Source organism: Brevibacillus reuszeri (genome assembly GCF_001187725.1).
GTDB classification, from domain to species: Bacteria; Bacillota; Bacilli; order Brevibacillales; family Brevibacillaceae; genus Brevibacillus; species Brevibacillus reuszeri.
Genome location: NZ_LGIQ01000005.1, coordinates 1,068,716 through 1,084,908, shown reverse-complemented (window position 1 = coordinate 1,084,908; position 16,193 = coordinate 1,068,716). Strand labels below are relative to the sequence as shown.

Below are 16,193 nucleotides of genomic sequence, written 5' to 3'. Positions count from 1 at the left end.
CCATTATATAGCAAAAAACCCCAAGACTGGCGTTTTCGCTCGCTTGGGGTCACTCATTTCCTTTTTATTTTCCTTGTTCCAATTCCTCAATCATCGCGGACAGCTCTGCCCAGCGCTCCACTGCGGCTTCCAGCTCGGTTGCTACATGCTGTTCCTCGGCAAAAAGCTTTTCTACTTTGCCATAGTCACTGCCAGATGTAGCAATTTCTTCTTTTAAGCGAACACTTCGTTCTTCCAACGCAGCAATTTTGCCCTCAATTTCATCCCATTCCTTTTGATCCTTGTACGAGAGCTTTTTCGTCCGATTATTGCCTCGATTACTGCTCGGCTTCTCATTTTTCTCGACCGGCTCTGCGATAGCTTGCTGCACGGCCTTTTCCTCTCGTCTTTCTTCGAGGTACTCGGAATAATTGCCGTTGTAGTGACGAATGACGCCTTGCCCTTCAAAGGCAAACAAATGATCGACCGTACGATCCAGGAAGTAACGGTCATGGGATACCGTAATGACTGCACCCGGAAACTGCTCCAAATAATCCTCCAAAATACTGAGCGTTTGAATATCGAGATCATTTGTCGGCTCATCCAGGAACAGAACATTCGGCTCACCCATCAACGTCCGCAGCAAATAAAGACGTCTGCGCTCGCCACCTGATAACCGCGAAATCGGCGTCCACTGCATATGCGGGGCAAACAAGAAGCGCTCCAGCATTTGTGATGCTGTGATCGATTCACCGTTACTCGTTTGAATGACCTCTGCTGCTTCCTTTACATACTCAATCGCGCGCAGCTTTTCATCCATCTCTACGCTACCTTGGGTATAGTAGGCGATCTTAACAGTCGTACCCACCTCGAGAGAACCGCTATCTGGCTGGATTCTACCAGCAAGCATGTTTAATAGCGTCGACTTTCCACTGCCATTCGGACCAATAATCCCGACACGATCACCGGGTAGTACGATATAGCTAAAGTTTTGAATCAGCTTGCGGTCTCCAAAGCCTTTGTTTATTCCTTCAATCTCGATCACTTTTTTGCCCAGGCGGCTTGCACCAAGTGCCATCTCCATTTTGGCAGCAGGCCCTTCTACAACCCGATCTCTCAGTTCCTCGGCACGTTGAACCCGTGCTTTTTGCTTGGTTGTCCGCGCTTTTGCCCCACGGCGCAGCCAGGCAAGCTCTCGTCTTAAGAGATTTTGCCTTTTGCTCTCCGTCGCCGCCTCGTTTTCTTCACGCTCAGCCTTTTTCTCCAAAAAGGCAGCGTAGTTGCCTTCATAGCTGTACAGCTTTCCTTTGTCAAGCTCAAAGGTTCGATTCGTTACACGATCCAAGAAATAGCGATCATGGGTGACGAGCAGCAAGGCACCTTTGTAACGGGACAAATACTCTTCAAGCCACTCCACCGTCTCATTGTCGATATGGTTGGTAGGCTCATCCAGAATCAATAGATCGGCTGGCTGAATCAAAGCACGAGCCATCGCGACTCGCTTGCGCTGACCGCCAGAGAGCTCACTCACTCGTTGCGAGAAATCGTGTAATCCCAATTGGGTCAAAATCATTTTGGCCTGTGTATTGCTCTCCCATGCATCAGCTGCGTCCATTCGGGTTTGCACGGAAAACATCCGCGTCTGCCTCTTCTCGTCATCTGGTGCCACTTGCAGATCAGCCAAAGCCTGCTCGTACTCACGAAGCAACTGAATCAATGGAGAATCTCCGTAAAAAACCTGGTCCAATACAGAGGAATCCTCTTCAAAGCTAGGATTTTGCGGCAAGTATTCGACGCGAAAGTGATTGGCATGAACGATCTTTCCGCTATCTGCTGTATCCAAGCCTGCAATGATTTTTAACAAGGAAGACTTTCCTGTGCCGTTTACACCGATCAATCCGATCCGCTGCTGCTCGGCAATATGAAAGGAAATGTTATCAAACAATACTTTCTCTCCATATCCTTTGGAGAGATTTTCTACTGTTAATATTTGCATGTCGGTCACCTGTACTTTTCTATTTGCCGTGATACAGAGGCAAATGAATGCTATACACGATGGTATCATGTTTTTCCCCGAAGCTCTAGGCTTGATCTGCTTGATGAGGTGTTGACGATACTTCTACCCAAAATAATGGAAATTCCTGCTACGATTTTGTATGATCTACTGGTAAAATAAGGGATATTTAAAAAATTTGCAGCCAATTGAAGGACGGTACAAACGAAGTAGTAGTGAAAGTGGATGAGAAGTCAGGTGCGTTGTTGTCTGTCAGTCAATTGGGTGAGCAAAACGAGCAAACGCCTAAAGGCGCTTCCCAAGAAGATGCGAAGCAGCTCATGCTGCGTTTTATCGAAAGCTACGTGCCAATCCCTGCCGACAAATATGTAGTACAAGAGCGATCTGGATCAGAAAAAGTGGCGCTGGCAATCTACCCACTTCATGGGAAAGTTCGCGCAGCTGTCCCCTATGTTACTGCAACCATCGATTTGCAGCGAAATGGAGTGACCTCGCTGGAAACGAATGTGTATCCAGTGCTCGTAGGATCAACTCCCACCGTTATCTCGAAAGAAGAGGCGATAAAAGCTTTCGTAAACGGACTTGATGTTGAAAAAAGCTATGTGTACGTGAACGATTTTGATCACAAATCCTCCTCATCCAAGCTTGTCTATCTGCCAACAAATAAGATGAGAAGCATTGCTGTAGACGCTGTCACAGGTGCGCTTATTCACTCAAGCCACTAATTCTTCTTGACTAACCAAATGAAAGGCAAGCGATCTCGGTTTCTTCCCGAAGTATCGCTCGCCTCTTTTTATGCTCCACCCAATCAGTAATACCCTTGATAGGCAGGTTGCTGGTAAACAGGCTGTTGCGGCACACCTGGATGATATCCATATGGGACCTGTGCCTGCTGCGAATAAGCAGAATCATAATAGTTTTGAGAAGAAGGATATTGACCGTAGTAATGTTGCTGTGGGTATGCACTGGAGGGCATGCTTCCCTGACCCCCTGTCTGACATCCTCTTGGCGGTCCAATAATAACTGTATCGGTAATGGGCGCTAAGGCATCCTTTACTTTGCTCTCATCCAGGCAGTACGTATGAGCGAGTACATTTGCTGGCGTCAGACGCAGCATTTGAGAACCAAAAATAACCTCTGGAACTGGAGCATCGAAGACCGCCAAGAGATGTGTATCGTCTGTTGTTGCCATCTCATAATGCCACCAGCCCTGAGGCACGTTGGCTACCTGTCTCGGCCCTATCGTGAAATTAAGCATTTGATTGGTATACGGATTCATAATCGAGACAACAGCTCCACCCGAGATACAATAGACAAGCTCAGATGCATTTTGATGAATATGAGGCTCGACTACATTCCCTGTGGTCAAGAATATATCCAGTAGTGACGAATTTCCCAAGGTGTTTAACTGATTGACCGACAGTACATCAATAAAATTCCAATCATCTTTTTTATAAAAGACACTGTTTCTCAGATCGTACGTAAATTGTACGGACGGTGAAGTAAAATCAAGAGATGAAGTTGCCATCTTTCTTTGTATCCTCCCGCATCACAGGTATTTGACTACCTTTTATAGATATTCCTACACCCCACATCCGTGAATCCATCTTCTAAGTGCTTCTTGCCCTCCTCGTCGCCAATCTCACGATGCAGACAATCACCCTACTCGTTTTTTACACATATGGTAAGAAGAACGATAGATCGGAATTTTGAAGGAGGGGAAGGTATGTCCACCTATTTCGTTTCAGACATTCACGGACAGAATCAAGCTTTTCAACAGGCTCTGCGCAACGCTTCCTTCTCACCACAACGAAATGATCAGCTGTATGTCCTCGGAGATATGATTGATCGTGGGCCGGAATCGAAAGAAGTGTTGCTGGATTTGCTTGCCATGCGAGATGCCTATCCAGGGCAAGTGGTCTTACTAAAGGGAAATCATGAGCAGATGTTTGAGGACTGGTTGCTCGGACGCGGAAATTCTGAAAATTACCTCCGCTTTAATGGAGGCGATGCCACCATCCGTTCGTTTCTCGGAAATCATCCATTGCGTCGTGCTTTTATCGGCTCGATGCCCTCCGAGGAAGCTCAGGATGAAGCCCGTCAGTTCATTCTTTCCCGCTATCCACAGCTGCTTCCTGCCCTGGCTTCTCTCCCTCTCTATGTAGAGCTGCCAGCAAATCCGCAGACAGGAGCGCCTGCTGTTCTACTCGTACATGCTGGAATACGTCCTGGCATCCCGCTACAGCAACAGTCGCCTGAAGATCTGTTGTGGATTCGAGAGCCCTTTTACCTTTATTATGAAGGAGAGCGACCTATCGTTTTTGGTCATACTCCTGTACCGAAATTACCTAACTATGAAGGCTTCGGTCCATGGAGGCGAAACAATATGATAGGAATTGACGGTGGTGCAGCTTACCGACGCGGCGTTATGCTAGTTGAATGGCCTTCCCTACAGTCCATATTCGTCCCGATACATGAGGTCCAATCCTCTCCTTTCGTCCGAATGTAAGACCCGTACGTACGTGCAAAAGTCATCAGGTGCGCTTACCTGCTGCACGAGGCAACAGGTGGCCTGCCCTCACTCCTTAGCTGGACAAGCTATGTCTTTCACAAATTGTTACTTTTTATAATCTACTTCCGATTCGTAATATGTTAAGATATGGACGAGGTGTTGTTATGAAACGCGAGCAAGTCGCAGAACAAGCTATGTTTTTTTCTTGGGGAGTCTCCCTTATTGCCACAGCAGGCAGTCTCTTTTTTTCGGAAGTACTGAAATACATACCATGCGATCTCTGCTGGTACCAGCGCATTTTGATGTATCCGCTCATCATCCTGCTTGGGATCGCTAGCGCCAAAAAGGACTACAAAATGTCTATGTACGCCCTGGTGCTTTCCTTGATTGGCGGAGCCATCTCGCTATATCATTACCTCGTCCAAAAGGTGCCCGCACTACATGATCTGGGTAATGCTTGCGGCATCGTGCCTTGCAATACGGACTACATCAACTGGTTTGGTTTCATCACGATTCCTTTCCTCGCCTTGATCGGATTTACCCTGATTAGCATCCTTCAAGTCATTGTCATGAAAAACGCAAAGGAGATCTGATGCATGAAAAAAATCATTTTTCTTTCCATTCTCGTCGCAGCTCTGTTAATCGGCGCGATTGTTTACTCCGATATTTCCAATCGCGAGGCAGCTGCTGGCAACCCTTATGGCAAATCAAGCCTGAATCCGGCTACGATCGAGCAGTTAAAAGATCCGCTGTATGACAACCTGATCATGCCTGAAGAACTGCAGACAAAGCTGGATAACAAGGACGAGATGTTCGTTTATTACTACAGTCCTGTTTGCGAGCATTGTAAAGCAACCACTCCTGTCCTCGTACCGCTTGTCAAGGACATGCAAATCGACATGAAGAAGCACAATTTATTGGAGTTCAACGCGAGCTGGGATAAATACAATATTGAATTTACCCCTACTCTCGTTCACTACAAAGATGGAAAAGAAGTAGCTCGTTTGGTAGGCGGTCACGAAGCTGGAGAATGGAAAACATGGCTTGAAGAGCAGAAAAAATCATAAGGAAGCCTTTATCGAGGCTTGCTCGAGGAGGAGCGACCGCGTTTTAGCTGAAAGTTTCCATGCGCTCCAGAATTCATAAGCTTCTCGCTTATAAATTCTTATACGATAAAAAAATGAGAGTCTCCCTTCCTAGGGAGGCTTTTTCTATTGGATAATCGTGACATTCATGTGAACTCCTGTACTTCCCATGGAAGAAATAGCCCGAACGAGTCATAAGTCTTTTGCAATCTTTGCCTATAATGAGTACTGGGGAATATCCTTGGAAAACGGAGGTAAGACCATTGACCCTCATTTATCTGACGGAAACCTTTGGCTTTCGGGCAACCTGGAACCCGGAGCTAATGCTCCTGACTGCGTTACTCGCCTTGGCGTATTTTTCATTTGTCGGTCCGTTGCGTCACACCTTTGCGGATGCTGAACCTGCGACACTGCGACAAAAGATATGCTTTTCGCTTGGACTCGTGATCTTTTACTTTGGCATGGGTAGTCCGTTAAACGTCGCTGGACACTTTTTATTCAGCGCACACATGCTCCAGCAGTCGATTTTATACCTGGTCATGCCACTGCTGCTGCTCTCCGGAATGCCCAGGTGGCTTTTGCGTCCATTGATTGCGCGCAGCTGGTCAAAACGTTTACTCAGTATTATCACGCATCCTATTCCTGCTGTTCTCTTGTTTAACAGCCTGTTTTCGTTTTATCATATGCCTGTTGTCCTAGATTTGGCGATGAACAATCTGGCCGTACATAATCTGATCCATCTCGTGCTCTTATTTGCTTCCCTCGTGATGTGGATACCAGTGCTTGCGCCGTTTCCAGAGATTAATCGATTGACAGAGCTGCAAAAGCTTGCCTATCTTTTCGCCAATGGCGTACTCCTCACGCCTGCCTGTGCCCTGATCATCTTTTCGGAAACCGCCATGTATGGGACGTATGTAGACGGTCCGTCTCTTTTATGTGCACCATTCTTTTCTGCCCCCATCGACAAATCCATGTTTGCCGTGCCGCTCCCTCCTCACGAGGACCAGAGGCTTGGCGGAATTATTATGAAGTTGATGCAGGAAATGACCTATGGCGCCGTACTCGCCTACATTTTTACTGGCTGGTACAAAAAGGAAAAGAATCAGCCTGAGGATGAGTTATTACCGCAGTAAGAAAACCTCCATTCTGATTCACTAACCAAATCCCGCAAGGAGGCGGACTCATGTCTGTTCCTACTATTACTGCGATTCGCGTCAGACGGCTGCTTTTGATTTTGCCGCTACTCGTACTCGCTGCATTGGTCGCCTCCTGGTTTTGGGGCGGTTCGAAAAACGCACAGTCCACACTCCCTGACGTTACATTGGAAACGCTGGATGGACAGGCTTACGCTCTCACCCCAAAGCCAGGAAGCATACGCCTGGTTGAGCTGATCTACACACGCTGTCCGGATATTTGTCCAACAACTACGATCAAGATGGTTCAACTGCAAAAGCGTTTGCTGGAAGCAAATTTGATGGGGAATGGGATCGAATTTTTAACAGTCACGATCGATCCGGAAAATGACACCCCTGATGTACTGCGCTACTATGCCAAGCAATTAGGAATACAACCACAGGGCTGGACGATTTTGCGCGGTGATGAACAAACCACCCGTTCGGTTATGAGCTCACTCGGCTTTTTCTCCAATAAAATGGAGGACGGTTTTATCTCGCATACTTCCAGCACGTATCTGATCGATCAAAACAATAGAGTCATGCGCAAGTTTGGCATGGGGGAAGACTTTGATCCTGACGAAATTTATCAGGAGCTGCTGAATGTTAAGAAGGAAGGGTAATGAAAATGAAACGCTATTTATTCGTGTTACTTTGCGCAATCGCACTCATCGCATCAGCTTGTGGCAACGCAAACAGCGAACATACCGAGCTCACTTCCGGTGCACCTGTGGAAGCAGCCTTCTCTTTTACTCCCACTGAGCCTGCTGTTCGCGAGGCAATTACCTTCTCTGTCAAAGTGACACAAGAAGGAAAACCAGTGGATGACGCCAAGGAAGTGAAATTTGAATGGTGGAAGGATGGACAGGAACAGCATGTGACCATCCCCGCTGCCTTGACATCTGACGGTGTCTATACTGCTCAGCAAACAATCGACGAGCCCGGCTCTTACTTTGTGTACTATCATGTGACCGCGAGAGATTTTCACAATATGCAAAAGACGCCATTTACTGTAAAAGGCCAAGGAGATGAGCATGCCGCACATGGTACGCCTGCTGCTGACGCAGGGGCTGCCCATCAGCATGGTGCAGGTGGGGAAAATGAACAGCACGCAGCAAGTGGAGTAGATTTTCACTTCATGCCTGCTGATGAAATCAAATCTTCTACTCCAGCTCCAGTCACTGTCCACCTGATGAAGGACAATCAGACTTTTGCGGAAGCATCCGTCAAATTCGAATTCTGGCAAGGAAATGAGGAAAAGCATACGTTCATCGATGCTAGCGAATCCAAGCCAGGACAGTATGAGAGCAGTATCTCCTTTCCCGCAGCTGGTTCCTATCAGGTGAAGGTCCATGTAGAAAAAGGAGATGTCCATGATCACAAGGAATTCCCACTGACCGTCAAATAAAAGAAAGAACAAAAACGGCCTTCCCAGTTGGAGGCCGTTCTTGTTTGGATGAAGGTAGGTGTTCGTTAGCAAGTAAAGTAGGCAATTCGATCCAGCTCCAGACCGTAATACTCCCAACGGTTGTGTCTCCAACGATACCCCGATATCGAATTGTGGCTGACATATACGGGGTAGAACCAAAAGGAATGACCGTTCTTCAGCCAAATGTAGGTATAGCGATATAGGCAAGGATAAATAGCTCCTCGATCAATGCGCCGTGTACCTCCATATCCTTGTGCTCCCGGCGAACTCGGCGTCCTGCCTGGCGGAGGTCCTGGGGGTGGTGGTGGGAACCCGCCAGATGATCCTCCAGGCGGTGGTGGATAGCCACCTCCGGGGGGCGGTGGGTAACCTCCAGGCGGAAAACCTCCAGGCGGATGTTGATATGACATGACGTTCACCTCCTACAAGTCTCCCTATAAGAGATGCAGCAAACGCACAGATGGTATGTGCGTTTGCCCGTGGTCATTCACCTATTTTTTCCGCTACTGCCTGCATTTCTTTGCTTCCTGCCATTTAATAAGGTCGTCCACCCATGATGAAACGATATCCCCAATGCGTGTCTTTAAAATCGGTGATCTTCACACCACCTGATTCTTTCGAAAACGTGTTGAGCAGTTTGTTGTCTCCCATATAGATGGCTACGTGAGTGATATTTTGCTTGCTTACATCGATCCCTTTATAATCAGACTCCTTATAGCCCTTGTATGCCATAAAGAAGACGAGATCGCCATTTTTCAGCTTGTTGATGTCTGTCGTATAGCTGCCATTTTTCTTTACGTAATTTGCCTGAGAGCGTGCTCCACCTTTTCCCATATCGATATTGGCACCTTCCAGATAAGCCCACATCGTCAGTTCAGAGCAATCCATTGTCTTTTTATTGGAACGGGTCGAACCGTACTCATACGGCGTTCCCAAATATTTCTTTCCTGCTGCGATCACTTTATCTCCGAGAGAGGAGGTGTTCTCTGTCTCGCCCGGGGCAGGTTTTGTTCCCGTACCGTTATCTGCTGGAAGAAGTCTCCGCACACCAACCAGTTTTTTCGAATAATCGCTCATTTTTTTGATTACTACAGCGTCTTCTCCCTGGGATGCGTAAACGTATTGGTCATCCCCGATATAAATTCCCATGAAGCTCGGTACGCCTGTCCCATTCGAAGAAAAGAACACGAGATCACCAGACTGGATGTCCTTCACAGAAATTTTCTCTCCCGCTTTATAGAGCGTAGCAATCGTGTCTCCGATCGTAATACCCGCTTTTTTATATATGTACGTTGCCAAACCTGCCGAGCCAAATGAGTTTGGTCCCACTGCTCCGTATTTGTAATCCTTTCCAACCAATGCTTTTGCTTGTGTTACCACTTCTGCTGTCGTTTTCGCAGAAGATTGCGAATCCACAGTCTTAGCTGCAGCATGTCCACCTTCAGCAAACATGAGCAGGGATGTACTCAGCATGACGGCGACAGTCGACTTTTGCAACCAATCTCGTTTCGTCATTCGTTCTCCTCCTGGCTGTGTATTTCCCAACGGATTGGGTACGAAAACCAGTTTACTGAAAAAATAGGGCCTGTATAAGGCTGTAAATCTTTCCAATAGAGGATTTGATTACATAGTAGGATGACCATTGACCTATCCTGTAATCACACCAAAACATGGACAAAAGCCCTTGTCCCATCTGACTGACAAGAGCCTCAACCTCCACACATTCAAAGCAACTCATTTCTTTCAGGAACCGATTTTCCCTGTCTGCCTGCATAGAAAAATCACGGTTTCTCCCATTTTCAGTCGATGGGAGCCTTTTACGAGAAAAGATGTGTTTGGTCCCATACGTTTCGCGAGCATCCGATGTAAACCAGCCTTGGTCCTGCAATGTACCACTCGATTCGCTGGAAAGCCTGAGCGAATCGCGCCTCTGGCAATATGGCGGGCACTATTTCCTAGCGTATAAAGATAATCTACATCTTTTTGACTTAAATAGCGTCCAACCTCTTCGTGCCCCTGAACCTCGTACGCTCCCATTTCCAGCATGCTAGCCAAAACTGCTACCTTGGTTCCCTCTCCTACCTGACAGAGAACATCAATCGCTGCCTTGGCTGCATGGGGATTCGAGCTGTAGGTGTCGTCAAGTACCTGCACATTTCCTGAAAATCGATATTGTGTCAACCGTTTACTTTGCTGGTGGAAGGTCCTCAGCCCTTCGCGGATGACGGTGATTGGAAAGCCAAGACTGTGAGAAACAGCAATAGCAAACAGCGCGTTGTATACATTGTGCTCACCGAGAATTGGAATGAAAAAGGGCTCTTCTTCATTGTTTATGAGGCAAGAAAAGCTGATTCCCCACTCATCCAGACGAATATTACTTGCCCGGTAATTCGCCTCGTTGTAAATGCCAATCGTAACAAAGGTGCCTACAAATGGGCCCACATAAGGCTGTTGCATGAACTGTTTCGTGTACGGACAGTCTGCACTTAAATAGACTTTCCCTGTCGTTTTCATGTGCCGGATCAATTCGGATTTTGCACTTGCAATTCCCGCAATCTGACCGCCAAAATTACCAATATGGGCGGTACCGATGTTCGTGATAACCCCTATGGATGGCCGAATAATCTGGCAGTGCTTTTTAATATGACCACTATTCAACATACCGTATTCGAGGACAGCCGCTTTGTGCTCGTCCTTGATTCGTCTAGCATGTGCCCTCGTATTTCCCAAAAAATTCTTGTTATACATGGATTTATAAATGCTCCAGCGTCTACTAAGGATTGCCGATATCATTTCTTTAGTAGTTGTTTTGCCTGCGCTCCCTGTCACGGCGATAACCGGTTTATCCAGAATGAGCGGCCCTACAGGCTTAAGTGCGGGCTTAAGCGCTTTCTTTCCCCCCGTCCTTTTCACTGGCAGCCTCCCCTTTACTCGGTTCCCTTGCGATTAGCTCTCACATTGTATGAGTTTGTGAGACAGCCTGTATAGACCGATATCTATGAAAACGTTCCGCTTCTATCCAAAACAAGCGGACGACTCCCAGAATAGAGTAGGGATGAGAGGTGAAGCTGATGAAACAAAAAGTAACGATAGCAGCGGTTGGTGATATTCTCATGTGGAGAGAGCAAATCGCATCTGCTCACATTCCAGGTACCAACCAGTATTCTTTCGCGGATATGTTTTCTCCTGTCGCTCCTATCCTGCAGAGTGCGGATTTGACGATCGGGAATCTGGAAACAACATTCACCGGAAACACCCAACCCTACCAAATTGGGTCAGCACGAGAAGGCTATCCTCGCTTCAACTGTCCGGACTCCCTAGCAGCTGATTTGAGAAAGGTAGGCTTCGACGTGCTGACGACGGTCAATAACCACTGTCTCGACGGTGGTGTGACTGGCCTCTATCGGACACTAGACATCCTAGATCAGCATCAGCTAGATCACACTGGCACCTATCGAAACGGGCAGGATGCCTCAACCTATCTCATCAAAGAGGTTAACGGCATACGCATTGGACTTCTTGCTTACACCTACGGAACCAACAAACAACAAATCCCGCCACACTCACCCTGGATCGTCAATTTAATCAATCAGGATAAAATTTTGCGGGACATCAAGCAGCTTCGTCCTGTTGTCGATCTATTAATTGTTTCTCTTCATTTTGGGCTGGAATTCCGTTATCTCCCGACCAAACGCCAAAGACTACTTGCCCAGAGCATTCTGGACCAGGGGGCAGATGTGATTCTTGGCGCGCATCCCCATGTTTTGCAGCCAGTCGTCACCCCGAATATCAAAATACGAAACGGGCAAACCCGGCGTACAGTGGTCGCCTATTCACTCGGCAATTTCACCTCGGAGCGGATGCTCCAATTCGAAACCTCCTTGTGTGGTGCCATTTTGCGCCTAACGGTGGAAAAAGATGAACGCGAGCAAACCGAAATTACACAAATTTCTGTTGTCCCAACTTACTCGCATCGCTACATTTCGGGCGGACGTGTCCGGTATCGTGTCATTCCGATGCGCTCTGCGCTGCTTTCTCCAGACAAATTCCTGACAATAACCCAACGAAAAAAACTCCGAACGCTTTTCGGCCATTCCAGACGCACAATCGGTCCACGCTTTATTTAATGCTGAGCAGACCAAGCGACCAAGCTTTGTGCAAACAAATAGGGGTGAGATTGCCAGCGCAGTCCCACCCCTTTTTTATTCATAATAGGAATCAGTGCTTACCGCAGCAGGTAAAGATCAAGGTGTCACCTGCGCTTCTTCTTTATAAAGAGCATGTTTCAGCAATACGGAAGCTGCTTGAGAGTCCAAATCTTTTACCAGCTCAATTTCACTGACGAGCAGCTGTTGCGCTTGATCTAGCATGATTTTATCCCCTGTTCCAAGTACCTTGCCTTTGCTGATCAAAAATAAATCACGGATAACCTGCGCACCTTCGTAAATGTTACCGCTCTTCATTTTTTCCGTATTAGCCCTGTACCGTTGTGCTGCATTGATGGACAGATCTGGTTCTCCCTCATCCAAAACAGCCAACACATGTTCTAAAACATCTGCTTCAACAATCTGGCGTATACCCAGAGCGGACATTTTTTCAACGGGGACCATAATGTTTAATTCTTTTAACATCATGTTCAGTACAAAGTACAGATGCTTTTCCCCCAGAAACTCTTTCTCCTCCATAGCCTCAACGATTCCAGCACCGTGCATCGGATAAAAAATCTTGTCTCCAACTTGAAACATACGTCCACCTCCTTCAATACGATCCATTTCATTATACCACAGATTTTGATTTTAAAATTTTTAATTTTATCATAGGAAATTATTTTAAGTCAATATTTTATTTTGGATAATTTTTCATGAAAAACAAAGAAGAAAAAGATGTCTCTAGACGCTGTTTTTACTGTTTATTACACTGCTTTTTGCGTCGCACGTCCTCCTCCGATTTTGAAGACGATCACCCCCGCTACAATCACTAGCACACCTGCCAGCTGCTTCAGCGTAAAAGGCACCTGTTCAAGACCGAACCAGCCAAGAGAATCCCACAAGAGCGCGAAAACGAGCTGGGAGGTGAGAACGATGGAAATCGCATACGTAGGGCCAAGCAATCTGATCCCTTGTACGAGACTAATTACTACTCCTACACCGATCACTCCACTGAACCAGTACCAAGGCTGCATACGTGATATAGAAAACAAATGGCCTCCTTCTATCAACAGCCCGATAGTAAAGGAAGCTAAAAACCCCATCCCTAAAACGATCGTGGTCGTAGTCCAGGTTCCCGCGTGTTCATTCACTTTTGTGTTAAAAATGTTTTGCAAGCTGACCAACGAGCCAGCCATCAACGCCAATAATAGCCCTGCAAGCATCCGTGATACCCTCCATTCATTCGTAAATATTACCTCGAGCCATGGCGGCGAGCCCTGCTCTATCTTTCACTACGATGTATCCTTTGCTTCGTTCAATCAGACCATCAATACACATCTGCTGAATGACTCGATTCAGATGCCTGTAGCTGGTTCCAATGAGATGGGCAGCATCGATCAGCTGGTCTGTCCCCAGCTGACCTCTTAACTGAGAATCAGACTCATCAAAAGAGACGGAAAGCAGATAGCTGGCTAAACGCACATCAACCGGATGCATCAAATTGAAGCTGAGTGAATTCGATTTGAGCGTAAATTTTTTCGTAATAATTTCAAGCAAAAATTGCAGGAAAGGGGCATGAGCATGACCGTATTTTTTCAGCCACCGATGCTGCACGCCAATCATCCATACAACCGAGACTGCTTCTACCGTATTGAGATTTTCCATCCCTCTTACGTATTCAACCTCCCCAATCACCTCAAGCGGCGACTTAAAGGAAAGGATTAGTGTCTTGTCCTCTGCTGTCGTCGTGTAGATCTTTACCTTTCCCTTCACAAGCACATACAAAGCGTCAGCCTGTTCCCCCTGGAAGCAAATGAGTTCTCCCGGATCAAAGCGAAACAGCAACAAATGCGGCAGTAGTTGTTGAGGAAATATAGACTCCAGTTGATACTCACGTAAATAGTGACTTATTTGGTCAAAATTCTGGTTTACATCCATATCGTCCTCTCCCATCGCTTTTTCCCTGCGAGGATGCCTAAAATCTAAGGATGATCACACCTGCAATCATCAGACCAATCCCGATAAAATGAGGAAGCCTCATCCGCTGTTTGACCATTCCAAACCATCCCTTACTATCAATCAAAAAGGTCAGGCTGAGTTGGGCAATCAAGAGCATCGAAACGGTCATTGTCGCTCCGATCTGATGAATGGCAGTAACATTGCCGAAAATAATCAATGCTGCCAAGGCGCCACTTGTCAAATATACGGGTTTGACTCGTTTTAACCCAAGCCATTTTTTATCTCGCACGAAAAAAAGAATACTTAAAGCTGTAAGGAAGCCCGTAAGCTGCGTAAGCGTCGCCGTTTGCCAGGTTCCTATATCTTGGCTGATTCGGGAGTTGGCTACACCTTGCAAGGTGATAAACGCCCCGCCGATAAATGCAAAGAAGCTGCCCTTCATTTCGTTCTCTCCTTGAAGTCTTTTTCTTCATTAAAGAATAGAACGAGGTAAGCATGAAAGGACATATGTCCTTGATTTCACCAAATTGACCTGTGCAAACAAAAATACCCCCGGTTTCCCGTGGTCATAGATTATGTACCTGCGTCCAAATTTTGTTAAATGATATTATTTTCGTATAATGGAAAAGAAAGGAGTGGAAGAAATGAATCATTTTGAAAAGGTTATTTTGTATATTTTGAGCTTTATTCTTTTCCCCATCGGTTTTATAACGTGGATCATTTCGTTATTTAATCAAAGTCAGCAAATGAAAAAAGTCGGTCGAACCGCTTTATATTTTTCCCTCGTCTCTTTCTGCCTCCAGATTTTGATTGGCGCTGCCAACTATATTTTGTATACGAACGTTACGGTTCAATGATCATAAATATTCTGCAATGAATTTCGATTGAACACTACAAATCGCCCGCCAGGACTACTTTTCCAAATCGTTGCCTAAATAGAATTAGTGTTGATGGCACATGATAATTGGTGAGGTAAAACACTAAACGGGAAAAGTAGTGATTCCAATTGCATCAACGGTTGCTTTCTCATTCGCATTGTCTCCGAATGATTGCATCCCTTTTTTTTGGTTTGTGCATGTTTCTTTATTCCCTTCCTGCTTATGCTGAACCTGCTAATGCTGAACCTGCTTTGCCGATTCATGTGAATCAAACGGTCTATTCCATTGAGATTCATCCATATCGTCACCAATTAATTGTGCGGAAACAGGGTAAAAAGATAAGGGTCTATCCCATAGCCGTCGGTAACCCGTCCACGCCAACTCCAATAGGTGATTACCAAATCATCTACAAAGGGAAAAATTGGGGGCCGTCTTTTGGACCAAGGTGGCTCGGATTAAATGTCCCTTGGGGAACCTATGGTATTCACGGCACAAACCGGCCCCACTCGATCGGACAGCATTTAAGCCATGGCTGTATTCGCATGCATAACAGAGACGTCATTGAATTATTCGATCTGGTGCCCCTCGGGTCCAAGGTTACCATTTATGGACATGTTTTGGGTCATCCGAGCCATCACCCAAGAGATTTAGCTCAAGGAGATGTGGGTGGAGATGTTCAACTGATTCAATCCCGGTTGAAAAGCGCTGGATACTTCAAAGGTACATGTGATGGCAAGTTTCGGTCAAGTACAACTACCGCTCTAAAAAAGTATCAACGCAATCACCGTCTGTCCCCAAATGGTGTTGTCACTAAAAAAGTTTACGAAGAAATGGGATTGATCGAGTAAGCAATTGCCCCTGGGATAACCTAGGGGTTATTTTTGCGTCTGGACTTCGATATGAAAAAATTTTAAGGGGACAGTTTTGCTCAGTGTTTTCTCAAAGAAGGCGTTGACAGTATTTGAATCAACGTAATAATATATTTTTACGTATAGTTTTCCATTTGCGAAAAGGGGT

General features: G+C 46.2%; 19 protein-coding genes. 10 read left to right on the top strand and 9 right to left on the bottom strand.

Features of this window, described 5'->3' with window-relative positions:
* Nucleotides 1-64 precede the first annotated feature (64 nt).
* Nucleotides 65-1,975, bottom strand: a complete 1,911-nt coding sequence (locus ADS79_RS08800; RefSeq protein WP_049738020.1) for an ABC-F family ATP-binding cassette domain-containing protein — start codon at nucleotides 1,973-1,975, stop codon at nucleotides 65-67.
* Between the two features lie 233 nt (nucleotides 1,976-2,208).
* Here ADS79_RS08800 and ADS79_RS08795 point away from each other — a divergent pair, with 233 nt between their 5' ends.
* Nucleotides 2,209-2,718 (top strand): hypothetical protein, encoded by a 510-nt coding sequence (locus ADS79_RS08795; protein WP_141261140.1) that lies wholly within the window; start codon nucleotides 2,209-2,211, stop codon nucleotides 2,716-2,718.
* Nucleotides 2,719-2,801: 83 nt separating this feature from the next.
* Here the strand turns inward: ADS79_RS08795 and ADS79_RS08790 are convergent, their stop codons facing one another.
* A complete protein-coding gene (locus ADS79_RS08790; protein WP_049738018.1) occupies nucleotides 2,802-3,521 on the bottom strand; it encodes a cupin domain-containing protein in 720 nt (239 codons plus the stop codon).
* A 198-nt stretch (nucleotides 3,522-3,719) separates the two neighbouring features.
* Between ADS79_RS08790 and ADS79_RS08785 the strand changes: the two genes are divergently transcribed.
* The 6 genes from ADS79_RS08785 to ADS79_RS08760 all read left to right on the top strand — a co-directional run bounded on the left by ADS79_RS08785 (nucleotide 3,720) and on the right by ADS79_RS08760 (nucleotide 8,170).
* A complete protein-coding gene (locus ADS79_RS08785; protein ID WP_049738017.1) occupies nucleotides 3,720-4,502 on the top strand; it encodes a metallophosphoesterase family protein in 783 nt (260 codons plus the stop codon).
* Nucleotides 4,503-4,669: 167 nt separating this feature from the next.
* The gene (locus ADS79_RS08780; RefSeq protein ID WP_049738016.1) at nucleotides 4,670-5,098 is read left to right on the top strand and encodes a disulfide oxidoreductase; all 429 of its coding nucleotides are present in this window, start codon (nucleotides 4,670-4,672) and stop codon (nucleotides 5,096-5,098) included.
* Between the two features lie 3 nt (nucleotides 5,099-5,101).
* Nucleotides 5,102-5,572 (top strand): thioredoxin family protein, encoded by a 471-nt coding sequence (locus ADS79_RS08775; protein WP_049738015.1) that lies wholly within the window; start codon nucleotides 5,102-5,104, stop codon nucleotides 5,570-5,572.
* 281 nt (nucleotides 5,573-5,853) lie between these two features.
* On the top strand, nucleotides 5,854-6,723 hold the full coding sequence (gene ctaG / locus ADS79_RS08770; RefSeq protein WP_049738014.1) for a cytochrome c oxidase assembly factor CtaG: 870 nt from the start codon (nucleotides 5,854-5,856) through the stop codon (nucleotides 6,721-6,723).
* Nucleotides 6,724-6,773: 50 nt separating this feature from the next.
* Complete coding sequence (locus tag ADS79_RS08765) at nucleotides 6,774-7,385, top strand: SCO family protein (RefSeq protein WP_049738013.1); 612 nt, start codon at nucleotides 6,774-6,776, stop codon at nucleotides 7,383-7,385.
* Nucleotides 7,385-8,170: a FixH family protein gene (locus tag ADS79_RS08760; protein ID WP_236699918.1), complete on the top strand. Its 786-nt coding sequence runs from the start codon at nucleotides 7,385-7,387 to the stop codon at nucleotides 8,168-8,170. The genes ADS79_RS08765 and ADS79_RS08760 overlap by 1 nt, the downstream gene beginning before the upstream one ends.
* A gap of 65 nt (nucleotides 8,171-8,235) precedes the next feature.
* Here the strand turns inward: ADS79_RS08760 and ADS79_RS35225 are convergent, their stop codons facing one another.
* The 3 genes from ADS79_RS35225 to ADS79_RS08750 form a co-directional block, all read right to left on the bottom strand.
* Nucleotides 8,236-8,601 (bottom strand): transporter, encoded by a 366-nt coding sequence (locus tag ADS79_RS35225; RefSeq protein ID WP_084765722.1) that lies wholly within the window; start codon nucleotides 8,599-8,601, stop codon nucleotides 8,236-8,238.
* Between the two features lie 124 nt (nucleotides 8,602-8,725).
* Nucleotides 8,726-9,706, bottom strand: a complete 981-nt coding sequence (locus tag ADS79_RS08755) for a C40 family peptidase (RefSeq protein ID WP_049738012.1) — start codon at nucleotides 9,704-9,706, stop codon at nucleotides 8,726-8,728.
* Nucleotides 9,707-9,934: 228 nt separating this feature from the next.
* Complete coding sequence (locus ADS79_RS08750) at nucleotides 9,935-10,984, bottom strand: UDP-N-acetylmuramoyl-tripeptide--D-alanyl-D-alanine ligase (RefSeq protein WP_409362438.1); 1,050 nt, start codon at nucleotides 10,982-10,984, stop codon at nucleotides 9,935-9,937.
* Nucleotides 10,985-11,262: 278 nt separating this feature from the next.
* Here ADS79_RS08750 and ADS79_RS08745 point away from each other — a divergent pair, with 278 nt between their 5' ends.
* Nucleotides 11,263-12,318, top strand: coding sequence for a CapA family protein (locus ADS79_RS08745; RefSeq protein WP_049738010.1), 1,056 nt, complete (start codon nucleotides 11,263-11,265; stop codon nucleotides 12,316-12,318).
* Nucleotides 12,319-12,435: 117 nt separating this feature from the next.
* Here ADS79_RS08745 and ADS79_RS08740 read toward each other — a convergent pair whose 3' ends face one another.
* The 4 genes from ADS79_RS08740 to ADS79_RS08725 form a co-directional block, all read right to left on the bottom strand.
* Nucleotides 12,436-12,936 (bottom strand): CarD family transcriptional regulator, encoded by a 501-nt coding sequence (locus ADS79_RS08740; RefSeq protein ID WP_049738009.1) that lies wholly within the window; start codon nucleotides 12,934-12,936, stop codon nucleotides 12,436-12,438.
* Between the two features lie 167 nt (nucleotides 12,937-13,103).
* Nucleotides 13,104-13,562: a DMT family transporter gene (locus tag ADS79_RS08735; protein WP_049738008.1), complete on the bottom strand. Its 459-nt coding sequence runs from the start codon at nucleotides 13,560-13,562 to the stop codon at nucleotides 13,104-13,106.
* A 16-nt stretch (nucleotides 13,563-13,578) separates the two neighbouring features.
* The gene (locus ADS79_RS08730) at nucleotides 13,579-14,277 is read right to left on the bottom strand and encodes a Crp/Fnr family transcriptional regulator (protein WP_049738007.1); all 699 of its coding nucleotides are present in this window, start codon (nucleotides 14,275-14,277) and stop codon (nucleotides 13,579-13,581) included.
* Nucleotides 14,278-14,314: 37 nt separating this feature from the next.
* Complete coding sequence (locus tag ADS79_RS08725; RefSeq protein WP_049738006.1) at nucleotides 14,315-14,740, bottom strand: DMT family transporter; 426 nt, start codon at nucleotides 14,738-14,740, stop codon at nucleotides 14,315-14,317.
* Between the two features lie 202 nt (nucleotides 14,741-14,942).
* Here ADS79_RS08725 and ADS79_RS08720 point away from each other — a divergent pair, with 202 nt between their 5' ends.
* Nucleotides 14,943-15,155, top strand: a complete 213-nt coding sequence (locus ADS79_RS08720) for a hypothetical protein (protein WP_049738005.1) — start codon at nucleotides 14,943-14,945, stop codon at nucleotides 15,153-15,155.
* A 218-nt stretch (nucleotides 15,156-15,373) separates the two neighbouring features.
* Entirely contained in the window at nucleotides 15,374-16,024 is a 651-nt protein-coding gene (locus ADS79_RS08715) for a L,D-transpeptidase family protein (RefSeq protein ID WP_236699917.1), read from the top strand.
* Nucleotides 16,025-16,193: the final 169 nt, after the last annotated feature.